This is a genomic window from Pseudomonas sp. S07E 245, from assembly GCF_019599025.1.
Classification (GTDB): Bacteria; Pseudomonadota; Gammaproteobacteria; order Pseudomonadales; family Pseudomonadaceae; genus Aquipseudomonas; species Aquipseudomonas shirazensis.
This window is the reverse complement of sequence record NZ_CP080625.1, coordinates 1,533,673-1,552,496: the sequence shown is the minus strand read 5'-3', so window position 1 is coordinate 1,552,496 and position 18,824 is coordinate 1,533,673. Positions and strand designations below refer to the sequence as shown.

Below are 18,824 nucleotides of genomic sequence, written 5' to 3'. Positions count from 1 at the left end.
CGCAACTGCACTTTTTCGCCATTTCGCGCTCTATGTCTGGTCAGGCAGAGCCGATCCCCGGCCCCGTCGTTGATCAAGACCCCGGTGCCGATGCTTGTCCCCGTACTGCGAACCTGCCCCCGCCTGCTGCTGGCCGGCGCCCTGACCCTGCTGTGCGCGTGCACCGAGCAACAGGGCCGCGATATCGTCAGCCAGTTCAGTGATGGCAAACCCAGCGAGCTGTTTCAGACCAGCGTCGACCGCATGGCCACCCTGGCGATGCGCGACAACCTGCAAAGCCTGTACCTGCTGATGAACAAGCTGTACGCGCGCAATCCCAACCAGTGGAAGCAGTCCGGCTACCTTGACGCCGCTACCGCCGAGCGGCAGATCCGCCTGGCCATCGAGCAACGCCAGCCGCTGCCGCAGCTCGGTCAGCGGCGCGATCTGGCAGCCCTCAGCTACGCCCTGAGCCCGGAATTCCGCGGCGATCGGGTCGGCGCCTTCATCTATGCCATCGGCAGTATGCTGATCACCGCCCACGGCGGACGCAGCGAGTTCTACATGACCGATGCGATCGACCCGCTGTTCGTCAACAACGCCGCGCGCAACATCGAAAAAGCCACCTGGATGCTCAGCCAGCGTCAGGACGCCAATGGCGTGCTGTTGCTGTTCTCCAACGAGATTTCCGAAGAGGGCAGCAACCTCAGCTTCGCGGTCGAGTTCGGCAAGATCGTCGCCCGGCTCGACCTGTTGGCGCAGATGCTCGATGAACGCTACCGGCGGATTGGCTTGAACTACGCGCAGAGCTTGTTGCTGATGAACTTCCTGCCCGTCCAATAGGCCGCGCTAGAGCAGTGCCTTGATCGCCTGGCGATAGCGCGGGCCGGCCAGGCTCATGCTGTTGTTATGGCTGGCACCAGGCACCAGCAGCAGGGTCTTGGGCTGCTGCGCGGCCTCGTATAATTGCTGGCTGAAGCGTGGCGGCACGTAGCGGTCGTTCTGGCCGTGCACCAGCAGTACTGGCATGCCGACCTGGTCGATCTTGTCGATCGAATCGAATTTTTGCGACAGCAGCCAGCGCACTGGGAGGGCGGTATCGGCTACCACTGCCGCAACATCGCCGAGCGAAGTGAAGGTCGATTCCAGGATCAAGCCGCGCGCCGCGCTCGGGCTGCCGTCTTTTTGCGCCTGGCGGCTCAGCTCGGCCGCAAGCTCCACAGCCACCGCGCCGCCGAGCGAGTGACCGAAGATCAGCCGCTTGTTGCGGTCCGGTTGCAGCTGGGCAAAGCGCTCCCAGGCCACCTGCGCATCTTCATAGACGGTCGCCTCGGACGGCAGGTCGCCGCGGCTCTGGCCGAAGCCGCGGTAGTCCACGGCAAGCACCGAGTAACCCATGGCATGCAGTTGCTCGATGCGAAACAGCTGGCCGGTGAGGTTCCAGCGCACGCCGTGCAGGTAGAGGATGGCCGGTGCATCGGCGCGCTGGGCTGGCCACCACCAGGCATGCAGGCTCTGGTTGGCGGTGAAGCTGCGCGGGCGCAGGTCGAGTTCCTGCACACCTGCGGGCAAGCCACGGAACCAGCTGGCCTGGCCGGGCTCGATGCGAAACACCAGCTCGCGCTCCTTGTGTTGCAGTACGCTGCAGCCGGCCGGCAGGCCGATCAGGAGCACGGCCATGCACAGCCAGCTGAGCCAGCGACGTTTGAGGTGAAGCAAAAGAGAAGAGGGCATGCAGGCGTTTTTAGCAGAAGCGCCGATTGCGGTGTAAGGAAAGTAACCGAGCGGTGTAGTCGGATGATTGCAAGCTGTGTCAGTAAAAAGGGCTATCAACCCTAGGCGAAGACTGATCTAGAGCCTGCGCCTATCCCCTGCGTTCGATAATCGGACAAATGCTGGCCGCAAGAGCGCGCTGTTCGCCCGGCCGTTACTGAGGTCGCATTGCCTGGCAGCCCTTGCATTGCGTAGTGTGTAGCCAAGCCACCGGTTGTCACTTGCCTGCTGTACCCGGCGACCGGCCCGATAGACTGAGCGTGTACGACCGCGACCACTCGCCGTTGAGGCAGTAGGAAGCGGCGACGATAACAAGAATGAGCCGAGTGCCTTGCCTATGGAAAACCGCCTGTTGAGCGAGCGTAGCAGTGTGTTTCACCACGCTGATCCGTATGCCGTCTCCGATTACGTCAACCGGCATGTAGGCCAGCACTGCATCGGCCTGTCGCGCACCACCCATCCGCAAGCCAGCCTCAGCCACCGCAAACTGGCCGAGCTGGACCTGTGCCGCATCAGTTATGGCGGCAGCGTGCGGGTTACTTCGCCAGCGCTTGAAACGATCTACCACCTGCAGGTGTTGCTGCACGGCAATTGCCTGTGGCGCGGGCCACAGCGCGAGCACCACCTGGTGCCGGGCGAATTGCTGTTGATCAACCCGGATGATCCGGTCGACCTGACCTACTCGGAAGACTGCGAAAAATTCATCCTCAAGGTGCCGACCCGGTTGCTCGAATCGATCTGCGATGAGCAGCGTTGGCAGCGGCCCAGCGGTGGCGTGCGGTTTTTGCGCAATCATTACCGGCTGGAGGAGCTGGACGGCTTTGTCAACCTGCTGGGTATGGTCTGCCATGAGGCGGAGGTCAGTGACTCGTTGCCGCGGGTGCAGGGCCACTACAGCCAGATCGTCGCCAGCAAGCTGCTGACCTTGATGAGCACCAATGTCCAGCGGGAGAACCTCGGCGCGCCGGGCGCCAGCCTGGAGCGCATCCTCGATTACATCGAACGCAACCTCAAGCTTGAGCTGCCGGCGGAGGCGTTGGCCGAGCAGGCCTGCATGAGCCTGCGCTCGTTGTATGCGCTGTTCGATCGGCATCTGGGCACCACGCCCAAGCAGTATGTACGCCAGCGCAAGCTGCAGCGCCTGCACGAGTGTCTGGCTGACCCGAGCTGCTCGGTACGCAGCGTAACCGAGCTGGCGATGGATTACGGCTTCATGCACCTGGGCCGCTTTGCCGACAGCTACCGCCAGCAATTCGCCGAATTGCCTTCGGAAACCTTCAAACGCCGCACCTGAACCCCCGCTGGCGCCGTTCTGGCGCCGCACCCTCAGCCCCTCCAGCAAGCCTGCAGAAAACGGATAGCACTCTGCACAATCCGGATATTGCCCCCGCCGCGCTCGTCCTAACCTGACCTGGCCTGAACAATAACAATGGAGACCCTGGCCATGTTCCTGGGATTCGACTACCTCAATGCCATGCTCGAGGACGACCGGGAATCGGGCGTCTACCGCTGTAAGCGGGAGATGTTCACCGACCCGCGCCTGTTTGACCTGGAGATGAAACACATCTTCGAAGGTAACTGGATCTACCTGGCCCACGAAAGCCAGATCCCTGAAAAGAACGATTTCCTGTCGCTGACCATGGGCCGCCAGCCGGTGTTCATCGCGCGCAACAAGGACGGCCAGCTGAACGCCTTCCTCAATGCCTGCAGCCACCGCGGGGCGATGCTCTGCCGGCACAAACGCGGTAACCGTGCCAGCTACACCTGCCCGTTCCATGGCTGGACCTTCAATAACAGCGGCAAGCTGCTCAAAGTCAAAGACCCGAGCAATGCCGGTTACCCAGCCAGCTTCAACTGCGACGGCTCGCACGACCTGACCAAGGTGGCGCGCTTCGAGTCGTACCGCGGCTTCCTCTTCGGCAGCCTCAATGCCGATGTGAAACCGCTGCTCGAGCACTTGGGCGAATCGGCCAAGATCATCGACATGATCGTCGACCAGTCGCCCGAGGGCCTGGAAGTGCTGCGTGGCTCCAGCTCCTACATCTACGAAGGCAACTGGAAGCTCACCGCTGAAAACGGCGCCGACGGCTACCACGTGAGCTCGGTGCACTGGAACTACGCCGCTACCCAGAACCAGCGCAAGCAACGCGAAAGCGCTGCCGAGATCAAGACCATGAGCGCCGGTGCCTGGGCCAAACAGGGCGGCGGCTTCTACTCGTTCGACCATGGCCACCTGCTGCTGTGGACGCGCTGGGCCAACCCGGAAGACCGCCCAGCCTACGAGCGCCGCGAGCAACTGGCGGCAGATTTCGGCCAGGCCCGTGCCGACTGGATGATCGAGAACTCGCGCAACCTGTGCCTGTACCCGAACGTGTACCTGATGGACCAGTTCAGCTCGCAGATCCGCATCGCCCGGCCAATTTCGGTGAATAAGACCGAGATCACCATCTACTGCATCGCACCCAAGGGCGAGAGCAGCGAGGCCCGCGCCAAGCGCATCCGCCAGTACGAAGACTTCTTCAACGTCAGTGGCATGGCCACCCCGGATGACCTCGAAGAGTTCCGCTCGTGCCAGACCGGCTACGGCGGTGGCACTGGCTGGAACGATATGTCGCGCGGCGCCGAGCATTGGGTCGAAGGGGCCGACGAGGCCGCCCGCGAGATCGAGCTCAAGCCATTGCTGTCAGGCGTGCGCACCGAAGATGAAGGCCTGTTCGTGCTGCAGCACAAGTATTGGCAGGAAACCATGCTCAAGGCACTCGAGCAGGAGCCGCAGCTGATCCCAGTGGAGGCCGTGCGATGAGCGCTTTATACGACACCGTGCGCGACTTTCTCTACCGCGAAGCGCGCTACCTCGACGATGGCCAGTGGGAGCAGTGGCTGGAGCTGTATGCCAGCGATGCGACCTTCTGGATGCCATCCTGGGATGACAACGACCAGCTCACCGAAGACCCGCAAAGCGAGATTTCCCTGATCTGGTACGGCAACCGAGGAGGGCTGGAGGACCGCGTGTTCCGCATCCAGACCGAGCGCTCAAGTGCCACAGTTCCGGATACCCGCACCTCGCACAACCTGAGCAATATCGAGATTGTCGAGCACAGTGGCGAGCAGTGTCAGGTGCGCTTCAACTGGCACACCCTGAGCTTTCGCTACAAGACCACCGACAGTTACTTCGGCAGCAGCTTCTACACCCTGGATCTGCGCGGCGAGCAGCCGCTGATCAAGGCCAAGAAAGTGGTGCTGAAGAACGACTACGTTCGCCAGGTCATCGACATCTACCACATCTGACTTCTGGTCAAGACGAGTACTGACCAGCGTGCCGCAGAGCGCGCTGCGGGCAGGCTCGTCCGCGAGGTGCAACATGAGCTTCCAGATCGCACTCAATTTCGAAGACGGAATCACCCGCTTCATCAATGCCGAAGGCCACGAAACCGTTGCCGATGCGGCCTATCGGCAAGGCATCAACATCCCCCTGGACTGCCGTGACGGCGCCTGCGGCACCTGCAAGTGCAAGGCCGAGGCGGGCAGCTATGCGCTGGGTGAGGACTTCATCGAAGACGCCCTCAGCGCAGAAGAAATCAGCCAGGGTTACGTGCTGACCTGCCAGATGCGCGCCGAATCCGACTGCGTGCTGCGCATCCCGGCATCGTCGCAGCTGTGCAAAGCCGAGCAGGGCAGTTTCCAGGCCGAGATCAGCGATGTGCGCCAGCTGTCGGCCAGCACCATTGCCCTGTCGATCAAGGGCGAAGCGCTGAGCAGCCTGGCCTTCTTGCCAGGCCAGTACGTCAACCTGCAGGTGCCGGGCAGCGGTCAGAGCCGCGCGTATTCGTTCAGTTCGTTGCCCAAGGATGGCGAGGTCAGCTTCCTCATCCGCAACGTTCCCGGCGGCCTGATGAGCAGCTTCCTTACCAGTCTGGCCAAGGCCGGCGACAGCATGAGCCTGGCCGGCCCGCTGGGTAGCTTCTACCTGCGCCCGATCCAGCGGCCGTTGTTGCTGCTGGCCGGCGGCACCGGCCTGGCACCGTTCACGGCGATGCTGGAAAAGATCGCCGAAGTCGGCAGCGCGCATCCGCTGCACCTGATCTACGGCGTGACCAACGATTTCGACCTGGTCGAGCTCGACCGCCTGCAGGCGCTGGCTGCGCGCATCAGCAACTTCACCTACAGCGCCTGCGTTGCCAACCCTGACAGTGAGTACCCGCAAAAGGGCTACGTCACCCAGCACATCGAACCGGCGCACCTGAACAACGGCGATGTCGACGTGTACCTGTGCGGCCCGCCGCCGATGGTCGAGGCGGTCAGCCAGTACATCCGCGAACAAGGCATCACCCCGGCCAACTTCTATTACGAGAAGTTCGCCGCCGCGGCCTGAGTTTCCTTGGGGGCTGGCCGCATCGTGCGGGTGCGGCTGGCCTCTTTTTTATTGCCAATGGCAGCAGCGTCGCCGCGTGCAGACGAAGGCGCCGCTGGGGAGAGCAGAGATGAGCAACAGATTCCAAGGCAAGGTCGCGCTGGTCACCGGCGCGGCCCAAGGCATTGGCCGCGGCGTGTGCTGGCGGCTCAAGGCCGAAGGCGCTCAAGTGGTAGCCGTAGACCGTTCCGAGCTGGTTCATGAACTGGCCGGCGAGGGCACGCTGACGCTGATTGCCGACCTCGAGCAGCACGCCGAGTGCGCCCGGGTCATGGCCAGCGCGATCGAGCGCTTTGGCCGGATCGACATCCTCGTCAACAACGTCGGCGGGACCATCTGGGCCAAGCCGTTCGAGCACTATGAGCCGGAACAGATCGAGGCCGAAGTGCGCCGTTCGCTGTTCCCGACCCTGTGGTGCTGCCATGCAGCGCTGCCGTACATGCTCGAGCGTGGCGCCGGCGCCATCGTCAACGTGTCGTCGATTGCCACCCGCAGCATCAACCGCGTGCCCTATGGCGCAGCCAAGGGCGGCGTCAACGCACTCACCGCCTGCCTGGCCTTCGAGACCGCCGAGCGCGGCATTCGGGTCAACGCCACTGCGCCCGGCGGCACCGAAGCGCCACCCCGGCGGGTGCCGCGCAACAGCGATGCGCAGAGCGAGCAGGACAAGGCCTGGTACCAGCAGATCGTTGCCCAGACCTTGGACAGCAGCCTGATGAAGCGCTACGCGAGCATTGACGAACAGGTCAACGCGATCCTCTTTCTCGCCTCCGACGAGGCCTCTTACATCACCGGCGTGACCCTGCCGGTCGGCGGCGGCGACCTCGGCTGACAGTCGCCCAGCCTGCGTTTACCTCTCACAACAAAAACAACAGAGACCGATGCCATGCGAACCCTGGATGTTCACCCGATCATTGATAACGCGCGCTTTTCACCGTTCCACTGGATGGTCATGGCCTGGTGCGGCCTGCTGCTGGTATTCGACGGCTACGACCTGTTCATCTATGGCGTAGTGCTGCCGGTGATCATGAAGGAGTTGGGGCTGACCCCGCTGCAAGCCGGCGCGCTGGGCAGCTACGCGCTGTTCGGCATGATGTTCGGTGCGCTGCTGTTCGGTAGCCTGGCGGACCGGATCGGGCGCAAGAAGGGCATCGCCATCTGTTTCGCGTTGTTCTCCGGCGCGACCATCCTCAATGGCTTTGCCAGCAGCCCCAGCGAGTTCGGCATCTACCGCTTCATCGCCGGGCTCGGCTGCGGCGGCTTGATGCCCAATGCCGTGGCGTTGATGAACGAGTACGCACCCAAACGCCTGCGCAGCACGCTGGTGGCGATCATGTTCAGTGGTTACTCGCTGGGCGGCATGCTTTCGGCAGGTGTCGGCATCTTCTTGCTGCCGCGCTTTGGTTGGGAGTCGATGTTCTTTGCCGCAGCGCTGCCGTTGCTGCTGTTGCCGGTGATCCTCTACTACCTGCCCGAGTCGATTGGTTTTCTGGTGCGCCAAGGCCGTAGCGACGAAGCTCGTGCGCTGCTCAAACGGCTTGATCCGGACTGCGACGTGCAGGCTGACGATGTGTTGCAGGCGAGCGAGCGCAAAGGCAAGGGCGCTTCGGTGCTGGAGCTGTTTCGTGACGGCCTGGCAGTGCGCACCCTGGCCCTGTGGCTGGCGTTTTTCTGCTGCCTGCTGATGGTCTACGCGCTCAGCTCGTGGCTGCCGAAACTGATGGCCAACGCCGGCTATAGCCTGGGTTCAAGCCTGTCGTTCCTGCTGGCACTGAACTTCGGCGGCATGGCCGGGGCAATTCTCGGCGGCTGGCTGGGTGATCGCTACAACCTGGTCAAGGTCAAGATCGCTTTCTTCGTCGCCGCGGCGCTGTCGATCAGCCTGCTTGGGGTGAACAGCCCGATGCCCGTGCTGTACTTGCTGATCTTCATTGCCGGCGCCACCACCATCGGCACACAAATCCTGCTGTATGCCGGCGCGGCCCAGCTCTATGGCCTGTCGATGCGCTCGACCGGCCTCGGTTGGGCGTCCGGTATCGGCCGCAACGGCGCCATCGTCGGCCCGCTGCTGGGCGGCGCGCTGATGGGCATCAACCTGCCGCTGCAACTCAACTTCATCGCCTTTGCCATCCCCGGCGCGGTTGCCGCGCTGGCCATGGCCGTGCACCTGGCCAGCAGCCGGCGCCACGGCCTGGCCGCGCTGGCACAGGCGTAACCCTTTGACTGACGTAACTGGAGGCCTTGCATGACAAGCCCGACTATCGACCGGCTGGAGGCGATCATCGTCGACCTGCCGACCATTCGCCCGCACAAGCTGGCGATGCACACCATGCAGCAGCAGACCTTGGTGGTGCTGCGCCTGCGCTGCAGCGACGGCGTCGAAGGCATTGGCGAAGCGACCACCATCGGTGGCCTGGCCTACGGCTACGAGAGCCCGGAAGGGATCAAGGCCAACATCGACGCGCACCTGGCCCCGGCGCTGGTCGGCCTGCCAGCCGACAACATCAATGCCGCCATGCTCAAGCTGGACAAGCTGGCCAAGGGCAACACCTTCGCCAAGTCGGGCATCGAAAGTGCCTTGCTCGACGCGCAGGGCAAACGCCTGGGCCGGGCGGTCAGCGAGCTGCTCGGTGGCCGGGTGCGCGACAGCCTCGAAGTGGCCTGGACCCTCGCCAGTGGCGACACCGCCCGCGACATCGCTGAAGCCGAGCACATGCTGGAGATCCGCCGCCATCGGCTGTTCAAGCTGAAGATCGGCGCCAACCCGCTGGAGCAGGACCTGCGCCATGTGGTGGCAATCAAGCGTGAGCTGGGCGAGCGCGCCAGCGTGCGCGTCGACGTCAATCAGTACTGGGATGAGTCGCAAGCCTTGCGTGCCTGCCAGGTGCTTGGCGACAACGGCATCGACCTGATCGAGCAGCCAATAGCGCGGATCAACCGCAGCGGGCAAGTCCGTCTTAACCAGCGCAGCCCGGCGCCGATCATGGCCGACGAGTCGATCGAAAGCGTGGAAGACGCCTTCAGCCTCGCCGCCGACGGCGCTGCCAGCGTGTTCGCTTTGAAGATCGCTAAAAACGGCGGCCCCCGCGCCGTGCTGCGTACCGCGCAGATCGCCGAAGCCGCCGGCATCGCCCTGTACGGCGGCACCATGCTCGAAGGCGCGGTCGGCACCCTGGCCTCGGCCCACGCCTTTTTGACCCTGCGCCAGCTGACCTGGGGCACCGAGTTGTTCGGGCCGCTGCTACTGACCGAAGACATCGTCGAGCAGCCGCTGCGCTACAGCGACTTCCAACTGCATGTACCACGCACGCCCGGATTGGGCCTGAAGCTGGATGAAACCCGCCTGGCGCGTTTCGCCCGGCGCTGATTGCGACCTTACCCAAGGAGAAACCCATGCTGTTCCACGTGAAGATGACCGTGAACCTGCCCGTTGACATGGACCCGGCCCGGGCCGCCCAGCTCAAGGCTGACGAAAAGCAGCTGGCCCAACGCCTGCAACGCGACGGCACCTGGCGTCACCTGTGGCGCATTGCCGGGCACTACGCCAACTACAGCGTGTTCGACGTGCCCAGTGTCGAGGCGCTGCACGACACCCTGATGCAGTTGCCGCTGTTCCCGTATATGGCCATCGAAGTGACCGGCCTGTGCCGGCATCCCTCGTCAGTCCACAGCGACGACCGTTGATCGAGCCCGACTCGCCCAAGAACAATTATTAGAGGTAAGCAAACATGACCGTGAAAATTTCCCACACTGACGAACTGACCAAGTTCTTCGAACAAGCCGCAGGGTTTGGTAACGATGAAGGCAGCCCTCGGCTCAAGCAGATCATCCTGCGCGTCCTGCAGGACAGCGCGCGCCTGATCGAGGACCTTGAGATCAGCGAGAACGAGTTCTGGCACGCCGTTGACTACCTCAATCGCCTGGGCGGTCGTGGTGAGGCCGGGTTGCTGGTCGCGGGCCTGGGTATCGAGCACTTCCTCGACCTGTTGCAGGACGCCAAGGACACCGCCGTCGGCCTTGCCGGTGGCACTCCGCGCACCATCGAAGGGCCGTTGTATGTCGCCGGCGCGCCGATTGCCGCGGGCCAGGTGCGCATGGACGATGGCAGCGAGGAGGGCGTAGCCACGGTGATGTTCCTCGAAGGCCAGGTCCTCGATCCGGCTGGCCAGCCTGTGCCCGGCGCCACGGTTGACCTGTGGCATGCCAACACCCGTGGCACTTACTCGTTCTTCGACCAAAGCCAGTCCGAATACAACCTGCGTCGGCGCATCGTCACCGATGCCGAGGGCTATTACCGCGCGCGCTCGATCGTGCCATCGGGTTACGGCTGTGACCCGCAAGGCCCAACCCAGGAGTGCCTGGACCTGCTCGGCCGGCATGGCCAACGCCCGGCGCACATCCACTTCTTCATCTCGGCGCCGGGCTATCGGCACCTGACCACGCAGATCAACCTGGCTGGCGACAAGTACCTGTGGGACGACTTCGCCTACGCCACCCGTGACGGCCTGGTCGGCGAAGTGCAGATGCGCGAAGACGGCACGCGGGGCGTGAGCGGGCGCTATGCCGAGCTGCGCTTCGACTTCCAGCTGCAGCGCGCGCCGGACAGCGAGGCCGAGCAACGCAGCGGTCGGCCGCGGGCATTGCAGCAGGCGTAATCGCCCTCACTTGATGTTGCTTGAACAACCCATGCCGGACATCCCGTCCGGCCCCGGTCTGGCCAGAGGTCCCATGAAAGACCTGATCAAGGATTGTTCGTTGTCTGCCATCGTCGCCGGCCTGCTGGCGACGATGATTTCCTACGCCGGCCCGCTGGTGATCATCTTCCATGCTGCCGAGGCTGCGGGCCTGTCCCACGGCCAGTTGTCGTCGTGGGTGTGGGCCGTGTCGATGGGCAGCGCCGTGCTTGGCGCGGTATTGACCCTGCGTTATCGGGTGCCGGTAGTTATCGCCTGGTCGATTCCAGGCTCGGCACTGCTGGTGACTGCGCTGCCGCAGATTGGTCTCGAGCAAGCGGTCGGCGCCTATCTGGTGGCCAATCTAATCTTGCTGTTGATTGGCCTGAGTGGTGCGTTCGACGGCTTGATCGCACGCCTGCCGGGCTCGATTGCGGCAGGCATGCAGGCCGGCATTCTGTTCAGCTTTGGCGTTGAAGTGTTTCGCGCCTTGCCGGTGCAACCGACGCTGGTCGTGGCGATGTTCATCACTTATGTGCTGATGCGGCGCTTGCAGCCCCGCTATGCGGTGGCGGCGGTGTTGGCCGTTGGCGCGTTGATCACAGTGCTCAGCGGCCAGCTGCGCAGTGAGGCGTTGGTGCTGGAGTTTGCTACCGCCCAGTTGATCACCCCACAATTCAGCCTGTCGGCAGTGTTCAGCCTGGCCTTGCCGCTGGTGCTGGTGGCCCTGACCGGGCAGTTCATGCCGGGCATGGCCGTGCTGCGCAATGCTGGTTACCAGACGCCGGCAAGCCCGTTGATCAGTGCCAGTGCCCTGGGCGGCATACTGTTGGCGCCGTTCGGCTGCCACGGACTCAACCTCGCCGCGGTGACGGCCAGCCTGTGCACCGGCCGCGAAGCTCACGAAGACCCGCGTCGACGCTACATCGCGGCATTGGCCGGCAGTGGCTTGTATCTGCTGCTGGGCATCGCCGGCGCGACCCTGATGTCGTTGTTTGCCGCTTTTCCTGCTGCATTGATTGCCGCCCTCGCGGGGCTCGCCTTGTATGGCGCGATCAGCGAGGCACTGGCCCGCAGCCTGGCCGAACCGAGCGAGCGTGATGCCGGGTTGTTCACCTTTCTGGTGACGGCCTCCGGTGTTGCCTTCCTGGGCTTGTCGGCGGCGTTCTGGGGCTTGCTGTTCGGCCTCTGTGCGCATGCCTTGCTGCGTTTGCGGCGGCCGCAGGCGGGGGATGCCTTGCGCCGTAACCCCTGAAAATCCGTAGTGCAAAACCGTAGTAGCGATCCATTCATAAAAACAAGATCAAGAGAGCTTCGCGATGAACCCTAACCCCTGTGTCGCCCTGGGCATAACCTTGCTCAGCCAACCCCTGCTGGCTGCTGAAAGCAGCTTTTTCGAAGACGCCAAAGCCAGCCTCAGCGCTCGCAACTACTATTTCAGCCGGGATTTCTCTGACATCGTCGGCGCCAACCAGCAGTCCAAGGCCGAGGAGTGGGCCCAGGGCTTCATCCTCGAGTTCAAGTCCGGCTACACCCCTGGCCCGATCGGTTTCGGCGTCGATGCACTGGGCTTGCTCGGGATTCGCCTCGACAGCAGTCCGGACCGGGTCAACAGCGGGCTGTTGCCAGTGCATGGCGACGGGCGTGCGGCAAGCGATTACAGTCGCCTGGCTGGCACCTTCAAAGCACGCGTATCGCAAACCGAGCTGCGCGTTGGCGAGCTGCAGCCGAATCTGCCGGTGCTGACCTTCAGCGACATTCGCCTGCTGCCACCCACCTATCAGGGCGTCAGCCTCAACTCCGCCGAGATCAACGGGCTGACCGTGCAGGCTGGGCATTTGTCTTCGACGCACCTGCGCAACGAAGGCGGGGATGACAAACTCAACGCCATGCTTGGCCATGTGCCGATGCGCCAGGTCGCGAGTGACGCGTTCAATTACCTGGGTGGTGACTATGTCTTCAACGACAAGCAGACCAGCGCCAGCCTATGGTATGGCCAGCTCGAAGACATCTACCAGCAGGGCTTTGTCGGCCTCAAGCACAGCAAGCCGTTCGGCGACTGGGTGCTCAGCGCCAACCTGGGTTATTTCACTGCCCGCGAGGACGGCGATGCCTTGCTTGGCCAGATCGACAACCAGGCGTTCTTCTCGTTGCTGACAGCCCGGCATGGCGGACATAGCTTTCACGTCGGCTATCAGGGCATCTATGGCGAAAGCCCGTTTCCACGGGTATTCGCCAATATCACCCCGCTGGGCAACGAGGTGCCCACCTATGAGTTTGCCTACACCGATGAGCGCTCCTATCAAGCGCGCTATGACTACAACTTCGCCGCCATGGGCATCCCTGGCCTGACCGCGACGGTGCGCTACATAACCGGCAACAATGTCGATACCGGCCGCGGCTTCGAGGGCAAGGACCGCGAGCGCGATCTGGATATTGGTTATGCGGTGCAGAGCGGGGTGTTCAAGGGTTTGGGGATTCGTGTCAGAAACGCGGTGGCGCGCTCGAATTATCGCAGCGATATCGACGAAAACCGGCTGATTCTGGCCTACACCTGGCAGTTGCTGTGAGCCCCGCGCCGCTCACAGATGGCTGAGTTGCCAGCCCGCTGCAAACGCTGCGCTGCGGCGATAGCGTTTGCACAGTGACCGGCGATGCAGGTAGGTTGCCAACAGACTTTTTGTGGAAACCTGACCTTTGGACTCACTCACTCAAGCGGTGCTCGGCGCAGCGCTGCAAGGCACGGTGCTAGGCCGTATTCAAGGCCGCCGGGCATTGCTCTACGGCGCCGCCCTGGGCACCTTGCCAGACCTCGACGTGATCATCCGCTATGCCGATCCGGTGTCGCAGATGACCTTCCACCGTGGTTTCTCGCATTCACTGTTCGTGCTCACCGGCCTGGCCTTGTTGTTGGCCTGGTTGGTGACCTGGCTTGGCCATAAGTACTGGCCGGAGCGCGGCTATCGCTGGCCAAGGCTGTTCGCCGCGTTCTGGCTGGTGCTCATCACGCATCCGGTACTCGATGCCTTCACCGTGTATGGCACCCAGTTGTTCTGGCCGTTGCAACTGATCCCGGAAAGTTGGGCGGCGGTGTTCATTATTGATCCGGTCTACACCTTGCCGCTGTTGTTTACTGTGCTGTTCGCGGCGATTCGCGGCATGCAGGGCAGGGCGATTGCGTTGATGACCTGCGCATTGCTGTTCAGTACCGCCTACCTCGGCTTTGGCCTGGGCGCGCGTATGCATGCCGAGCAGCGCTTTGCAGCCGCTCTGGATCAGCAAGGCGTAGCAGTGACCGAAGTGCGTGCCGTGCCTATCGCCTTTAACAGTCTGGTCTGGCGGGTGATGGCGAAAACCGCGGACGGCCATTACTTCGAGGGCGTCAGCAGCGTGTTCGATCGCGAGCCGCCGGAAATGCTGCGTCATTCGCGCAACCTCGAGGCAGCCAAGCGCCTTGGTGATGACCCACTGCACGCGCGTCTGCGCTGGTTCACGGGAGACTGGCTGCGTTACGACGAGGTCGGTGATGCCTTGGTGGTGACCGACCTGCGCATGGGCATTCCCGGCAACTACACGTTCCGCTTCCAGATGGCCAGCCGCGACAGCACTGGCCAGTGGAGCGTCGGCACGCCAACAGCCTGGTCGGGCACATCGGCCAACTCGATGTTCAACCTGGAAGACCTTGGTCTGATCTGGCGTCGCATCATTCATCAACAACCGCCGCTGCCGTTGGCGGCATGGACCGCCAAGTACCTGCAGCCAATGGTGAGCAGCGAGTCCGGGCGATAACCGTGCGCTCGGCCGGGCTGGATTTGGTCAAGTGGACGGCGATCGTGACCATGGTCGCCGACCACCTGCGTTACCTATGGCCAGCTGCCGACGGTTTGTTCGTCATCGGCCGGCTGGCATTTCCGTTGTTCTGCCTGGCGTTGGCAATCAACGTCGGGCGCAGCGACCCGGCTATGTGGCCCAGCCGCAGCGCGGCGCGCTATCTCGGTTGGCTGCTGGTATTTGGCGTGCTGTCCGAAGGCCCGTACCGCTGGCTGGACACCGGTTCGCAGACGCTAAACGTGATCCCGACCCTGACGCTCGGGTTGTTGCTGGCTTGGGCAATACACCATCGACAGGCGCTGGCCTGCCTGCTCGGCTTGAGCGCTGCGCTGACTGCAGCGCTGTTCAGTGATCACCTGATGTACGGCTTGCCTGGCGTCCTGCTCCCCGCCGCGATACTGATCGCCAGGCGCTACGGCGGCGCCGGCTGGCTGCTGCCGTGTGCGTTGGCGGTGGCGGGCAACGTGACCAACAGTTGGTTACGTGCGCATCCGTTGCAACCCATCGCTCTGGTCATCCTGAGCACCGCAGCAATGTCGTTGCCAATAGGCCTGTGGCTGGCGCGTCAGGAACGCTGGCAGGTACCGCGGGTCGGGCGCTGGGGTTATGCGTTCTATCCGCTGCATCTGGCGCTTATCGCCGGCCTGCAACGTCTGGCCGCAGCCCTTGGTATTTAGCGCGAGGGCCGCGTACAACCAATGCCACCCCGACCCCCTACCCAAGTAGCATTCGGCTGAGCCGCAGGCTTGCCTATCCTGCGGCCATGGCTGTATCTCTCTCGGAATTCGACTTATGAGCGAAGGCGTCTTCAGCGCACTGTCGCGGGCTACCTGTGCTACTCAGGCAGCCGGTGAGCTGGCTGATCAACTGCGGCATGCCGAGCTAGGCTTTGTGCTGTTTTTCTGCTCTGCCGAATACGATCTGCCGGCATTGGCGGCTGCGCTACAGGGGCAATTTCCGGCGGTGGGGCTGGCCGGCTGCACCAGCGCCGGCGAACTGACCCCGGAGGGCTATGCGCGCGGTTGTATCACCGCGGTCGGTTTCGACCGGCGCTACTTCTCCATCGCCGCTGGCCTGGTGGAAGCGGTACCCGGTTTCAGCCTGCTCGACGCGCAGGCGCTGGTTGCCCAACTGGTCAAAGACTGCCGACGCAACAGCCTGGCACCGATCAAGGCGCACAGCTTTGCCTTGACCCTGTTCGACGGCCTGTCCAGCCGGGAAGAGGTGGTGCTGGCTGCCTTGGCAGCGGCGCTGGGCGATATTCCGCAGTTCGGCGGTTCGGCAGGTGATGACAATCACCTCAGCCGCACACATGTGTATTACAACGGTGCCTTCCACAGCGGTGCGGCGGTTTTGTTGCTGGTCAATACCTGGCTGGAGTTCGAGGTGTTCAGCGCCGATCACATTCAGCCGCGCAGCGAGAAACTGGTGGTGACTCGCGCCGACCGTCAGCTGCGCCGGGTCTATGAGCTGAACGCCGAGCCGGCAGCCGCTGAGTACGCCCAGTTGATCGGTGTACCCGTGGGTGCGCTCGATCATCGGCTGTTTGCGGCGCACCCACTGGCGCTGCGGATCAACCAGAACCACTACGTGCGGGCCATTCAGCAGGTACATGAGGATGGCAGCCTGAGCTTCTACTGCGCGGTGGAGAACGGCATCGTCCTCACCGCAATGCGCCCCGGTCCGCTGCTGGACAACCTGCAATCGTTGTTCGAGGGCCTGCGCCAGCGCCTCGGGCCGTTGTTGCTGACCATCGGCTGCGACTGCGTACTGCGCCGCCTCGAGCTGGAGAGCGAGGGCGCTGCTGTGGCCGAGGTCAGCGCGTTGTTGCGCAGCCAGCAGGTGCTGGGCTTCAACACCTATGGGGAGCAGTTCAATGGCATGCATATCAACCAGACCTTCACCGGCGTTGCCATCGGACGGCCCCGCGAGCGCATCGCCAGCTGAGCAGATCAGCCAGCTGCAACGCGACAACCACAAGCTCAAGCGCATCAATGCAGCGTTGATCGAGCGGCTGGAGTCGGGTGCGGCGCGGCCGGACGATGCCTTTGCCGCGTTCCAGCATTCGGTGGTGTTGGCCGAGCAGGTGCGCGAGCGTACTGATGCCTTGAACCAGGTATTGGTCGAACTCAAGGCCAGCCATCTGTTGCTCAGCGACGCGCATCAGCGCGCCGAAACCGCCCACCAGCGGCTGGTAGATGCCATCGAGAGTATTTCCGATGCGTTCGTGCTGTTCGATGCCGACCTGCGCGTGGTGCTGTTCAACCGGCGCTTCAAGGCGCTCTGGGCCACCAGCCGGTTGCGCGTGGCCAGCGGTATGCAGCTGGTCGAGGTGAAACGCCTGATGCACAACCTGCTGCGCGAAGAACCCCGTGCCAGCAGCGACGAGCAACCGTTGTATCGGCTGCGCAACGAGCGCTGGTTGCAGGTCAGCGAACGGCCGACCCGCGATGGCGGCCGGGTGATGCTTTTCACCGACGTCACCCGGGTCAAACTGCGTGAGAACCACCGCCGCGAGCAGGCCCTGGCGCATAAGTCGTACCTGCTGCAGCGGGCGGTCGACAACCTGTCGCAGGGCCTGGCCATGGTCAACGCCGAGGGCGTGCTGGAGCTGTGGAACCGACGCTTTCTCGAGGTCAGCGGCCTGGCACCGATTGCCAGCCATCGGCAGTTTGCCGACGTGATTGCCGACAGCGAGCTGGCCTTGCTGACGCCCGCCAGCCGCGACGACCACGGCCAGCCGCTGCCGGAGTTGGAGCAGCGCCTGTTCGACGGGCGCATGCTGGAAATTCGTACGCATCCATTGCCCACAGGCGGTTTCGTCAACACCTTCACCGATATCACCGAGCGCTACGCCCATGCCGAAGCGCTGCATCAGGCCTATCAGCACCTGGAACTGCGCGTGCACGAGCGCACCGCCGAACTGACCAGCCTCAATCGCCAATTGCTGGGCGAGATTGACCAGCGCCGGCGTATGGAAGCCAGCCTGCGCGATGCCAAGGCCGACGCCGAGCAGGCCACGCTGTCGAAAACCAAATTTCTCGCCGCAGTCAGCCATGACCTGTTGCAGCCGCTGAATGCCGCCCGGCTGTTTACCAGTGCCTTGCTCGAACAGCCTGGCGCAGGCCCGTTGATCCATAACGTCAGCAACGCCCTGGATGGCGTCGAGAGCCTGCTCGGCACGCTGGTGGATATCTCCAAGCTCGACGCCGGGGTGATCCGCGCCGATGTCGCGAGTTTTGCCCTGAGCGACCTGCTCGACAACCTCGCGGCCGAGCACGCTACCGTCGCCGCCAGCGAAGGCCTGCGCCTTGACTACGTGCCGAGCCGATTGCGCGTGCGCAGTGATATGCAGCTATTGGCGCGGATCCTGCGCAACCTGCTCAGCAACGCCGTGCGCTACACCCCCAGCGGGCGGATCGTGCTCGGTTGCAGGCGGCGCGGCGACAAGGTGTTGATCGAGGTGTGGGATACCGGCATCGGCATCGCAGCGGACAAGTGCCGCGAAGTGTTCCACGAGTTCAAGCGCGGCGAGGCGCAGCGGCCGGACCAGGATCGCGGCCTGGGGCTGGGCCTGGCGATTGTCGACAAGATCGCCGGCATCCTCGGGCATCCCATCCAGCTGCGCTCGGTGCCCGGCAAAGGTTCGGTATTCTCGGTCGAAGTCCCGTGCTGCCAGCGCCCTGTGAGCAAAGGCTCAGCGTTGCAGCAGGACATGCCGCAGCTGCAATCGCTGCAGGATGCGCGGATCTGGGTGCTGGATAACGACGGGGCGATCTGCGCCGGCATGCGCAGCTTGCTCGAACAGTGGGGCTGCAAGGTCACCACGGCGGCCAGTGAAGCGGACCTGCAGCGTCAGGTCGCCCTGCCACGGGCGCGGGTCGACCTGTTGATCGCCGATTATCACCTGGACCATGACCGCACCGGCATCGAGGCGGTAGCGGCGATCAACGCCTGCCGCGACCGGGCCATACCGGTGCTGATGATCACCGCCAATTACAGCAACGAGCTCAAGCAGCAGGTGCGCCTGCTTGGCCACACCCTGATGCACAAACCGGTGCGGCCGATGAAGCTCAAGACCGCGATCAGCCACCTGCTTGGGTCGTCAAGCGGCATGTAGGAGCGGCCTTGTGTCGCGAAAGGCGCGCGCAGCGGGC

General features: G+C 63.5%; 17 protein-coding genes. 16 read left to right on the top strand and 1 reads right to left on the bottom strand.

The window, feature by feature from the left end; genetic code table 11:
• Positions 1-90: 90 nt before the first annotated feature.
• Positions 91-822: a hypothetical protein gene (locus K3F44_RS07000; protein WP_101323027.1), complete on the top strand. Its 732-nt coding sequence runs from the start codon at positions 91-93 to the stop codon at positions 820-822.
• 6 nt (positions 823-828) lie between these two features.
• Here the strand turns inward: K3F44_RS07000 and K3F44_RS06995 are convergent, their stop codons facing one another.
• Complete coding sequence (locus K3F44_RS06995) at positions 829-1,713, bottom strand: alpha/beta hydrolase (protein ID WP_101319542.1); 885 nt, start codon at positions 1,711-1,713, stop codon at positions 829-831.
• 376 nt (positions 1,714-2,089) lie between these two features.
• Between K3F44_RS06995 and K3F44_RS06990 the strand changes: the two genes are divergently transcribed.
• The 15 genes from K3F44_RS06990 to K3F44_RS06920 all read left to right on the top strand — a co-directional run bounded on the left by K3F44_RS06990 (position 2,090) and on the right by K3F44_RS06920 (position 18,787).
• A complete protein-coding gene (locus K3F44_RS06990; RefSeq protein WP_220633642.1) occupies positions 2,090-3,046 on the top strand; it encodes an AraC family transcriptional regulator in 957 nt (318 codons plus the stop codon).
• Between the two features lie 150 nt (positions 3,047-3,196).
• Positions 3,197-4,555: a benzoate 1,2-dioxygenase large subunit gene (gene benA / locus K3F44_RS06985; protein ID WP_101323026.1), complete on the top strand. Its 1,359-nt coding sequence runs from the start codon at positions 3,197-3,199 to the stop codon at positions 4,553-4,555.
• Entirely contained in the window at positions 4,552-5,040 is a 489-nt protein-coding gene (benB, locus tag K3F44_RS06980; protein WP_103437364.1) for a benzoate 1,2-dioxygenase small subunit, read from the top strand. The genes benA and benB overlap by 4 nt, the downstream gene beginning before the upstream one ends.
• Before the next feature lie 73 nt (positions 5,041-5,113).
• Positions 5,114-6,124, top strand: a complete 1,011-nt coding sequence (benC, locus tag K3F44_RS06975; protein WP_220633641.1) for a benzoate 1,2-dioxygenase electron transfer component BenC — start codon at positions 5,114-5,116, stop codon at positions 6,122-6,124.
• Positions 6,125-6,233: 109 nt separating this feature from the next.
• Positions 6,234-6,995 carry a 1,6-dihydroxycyclohexa-2,4-diene-1-carboxylate dehydrogenase gene (locus tag K3F44_RS06970; RefSeq protein ID WP_220633640.1) on the top strand — a complete coding sequence of 254 codons (762 nt, stop codon included), beginning with the start codon at positions 6,234-6,236 and terminating at the stop codon, positions 6,993-6,995.
• A gap of 54 nt (positions 6,996-7,049) precedes the next feature.
• On the top strand, positions 7,050-8,378 hold the full coding sequence (locus tag K3F44_RS06965) for an aromatic acid/H+ symport family MFS transporter (protein WP_220633639.1): 1,329 nt from the start codon (positions 7,050-7,052) through the stop codon (positions 8,376-8,378).
• A gap of 30 nt (positions 8,379-8,408) precedes the next feature.
• The gene (locus K3F44_RS06960; RefSeq protein ID WP_220633638.1) at positions 8,409-9,530 is read left to right on the top strand and encodes a muconate cycloisomerase family protein; all 1,122 of its coding nucleotides are present in this window, start codon (positions 8,409-8,411) and stop codon (positions 9,528-9,530) included.
• Positions 9,531-9,556: 26 nt separating this feature from the next.
• Positions 9,557-9,847 carry a muconolactone Delta-isomerase gene (gene catC, locus K3F44_RS06955; RefSeq protein ID WP_101319527.1) on the top strand — a complete coding sequence of 97 codons (291 nt, stop codon included), beginning with the start codon at positions 9,557-9,559 and terminating at the stop codon, positions 9,845-9,847.
• A gap of 44 nt (positions 9,848-9,891) precedes the next feature.
• Entirely contained in the window at positions 9,892-10,818 is a 927-nt protein-coding gene (gene catA / locus K3F44_RS06950; protein WP_101319525.1) for a catechol 1,2-dioxygenase, read from the top strand.
• A gap of 73 nt (positions 10,819-10,891) precedes the next feature.
• Complete coding sequence (locus K3F44_RS06945; protein ID WP_220633637.1) at positions 10,892-12,091, top strand: benzoate/H(+) symporter BenE family transporter; 1,200 nt, start codon at positions 10,892-10,894, stop codon at positions 12,089-12,091.
• Between the two features lie 64 nt (positions 12,092-12,155).
• Entirely contained in the window at positions 12,156-13,406 is a 1,251-nt protein-coding gene (locus K3F44_RS06940; RefSeq protein ID WP_220633636.1) for an OprD family porin, read from the top strand.
• 127 nt (positions 13,407-13,533) lie between these two features.
• A complete protein-coding gene (locus K3F44_RS06935) occupies positions 13,534-14,625 on the top strand; it encodes a metal-dependent hydrolase (protein ID WP_220633635.1) in 1,092 nt (363 codons plus the stop codon).
• Positions 14,574-15,344: a conjugal transfer protein TraX gene (locus K3F44_RS06930; RefSeq protein ID WP_259073583.1), complete on the top strand. Its 771-nt coding sequence runs from the start codon at positions 14,574-14,576 to the stop codon at positions 15,342-15,344. Before K3F44_RS06935 ends, K3F44_RS06930 begins: the two co-directional genes overlap by 52 nt.
• Positions 15,345-15,459: 115 nt before the next feature.
• A complete protein-coding gene (nosP, locus tag K3F44_RS06925; RefSeq protein WP_220633634.1) occupies positions 15,460-16,614 on the top strand; it encodes a nitric oxide-sensing protein NosP in 1,155 nt (384 codons plus the stop codon).
• Positions 16,544-18,787, top strand: coding sequence for a NahK/ErcS family hybrid sensor histidine kinase/response regulator (locus K3F44_RS06920; protein ID WP_220633633.1), 2,244 nt, complete (start codon positions 16,544-16,546; stop codon positions 18,785-18,787). The genes nosP and K3F44_RS06920 overlap by 71 nt, the downstream gene beginning before the upstream one ends.
• Positions 18,788-18,824: the final 37 nt, after the last annotated feature.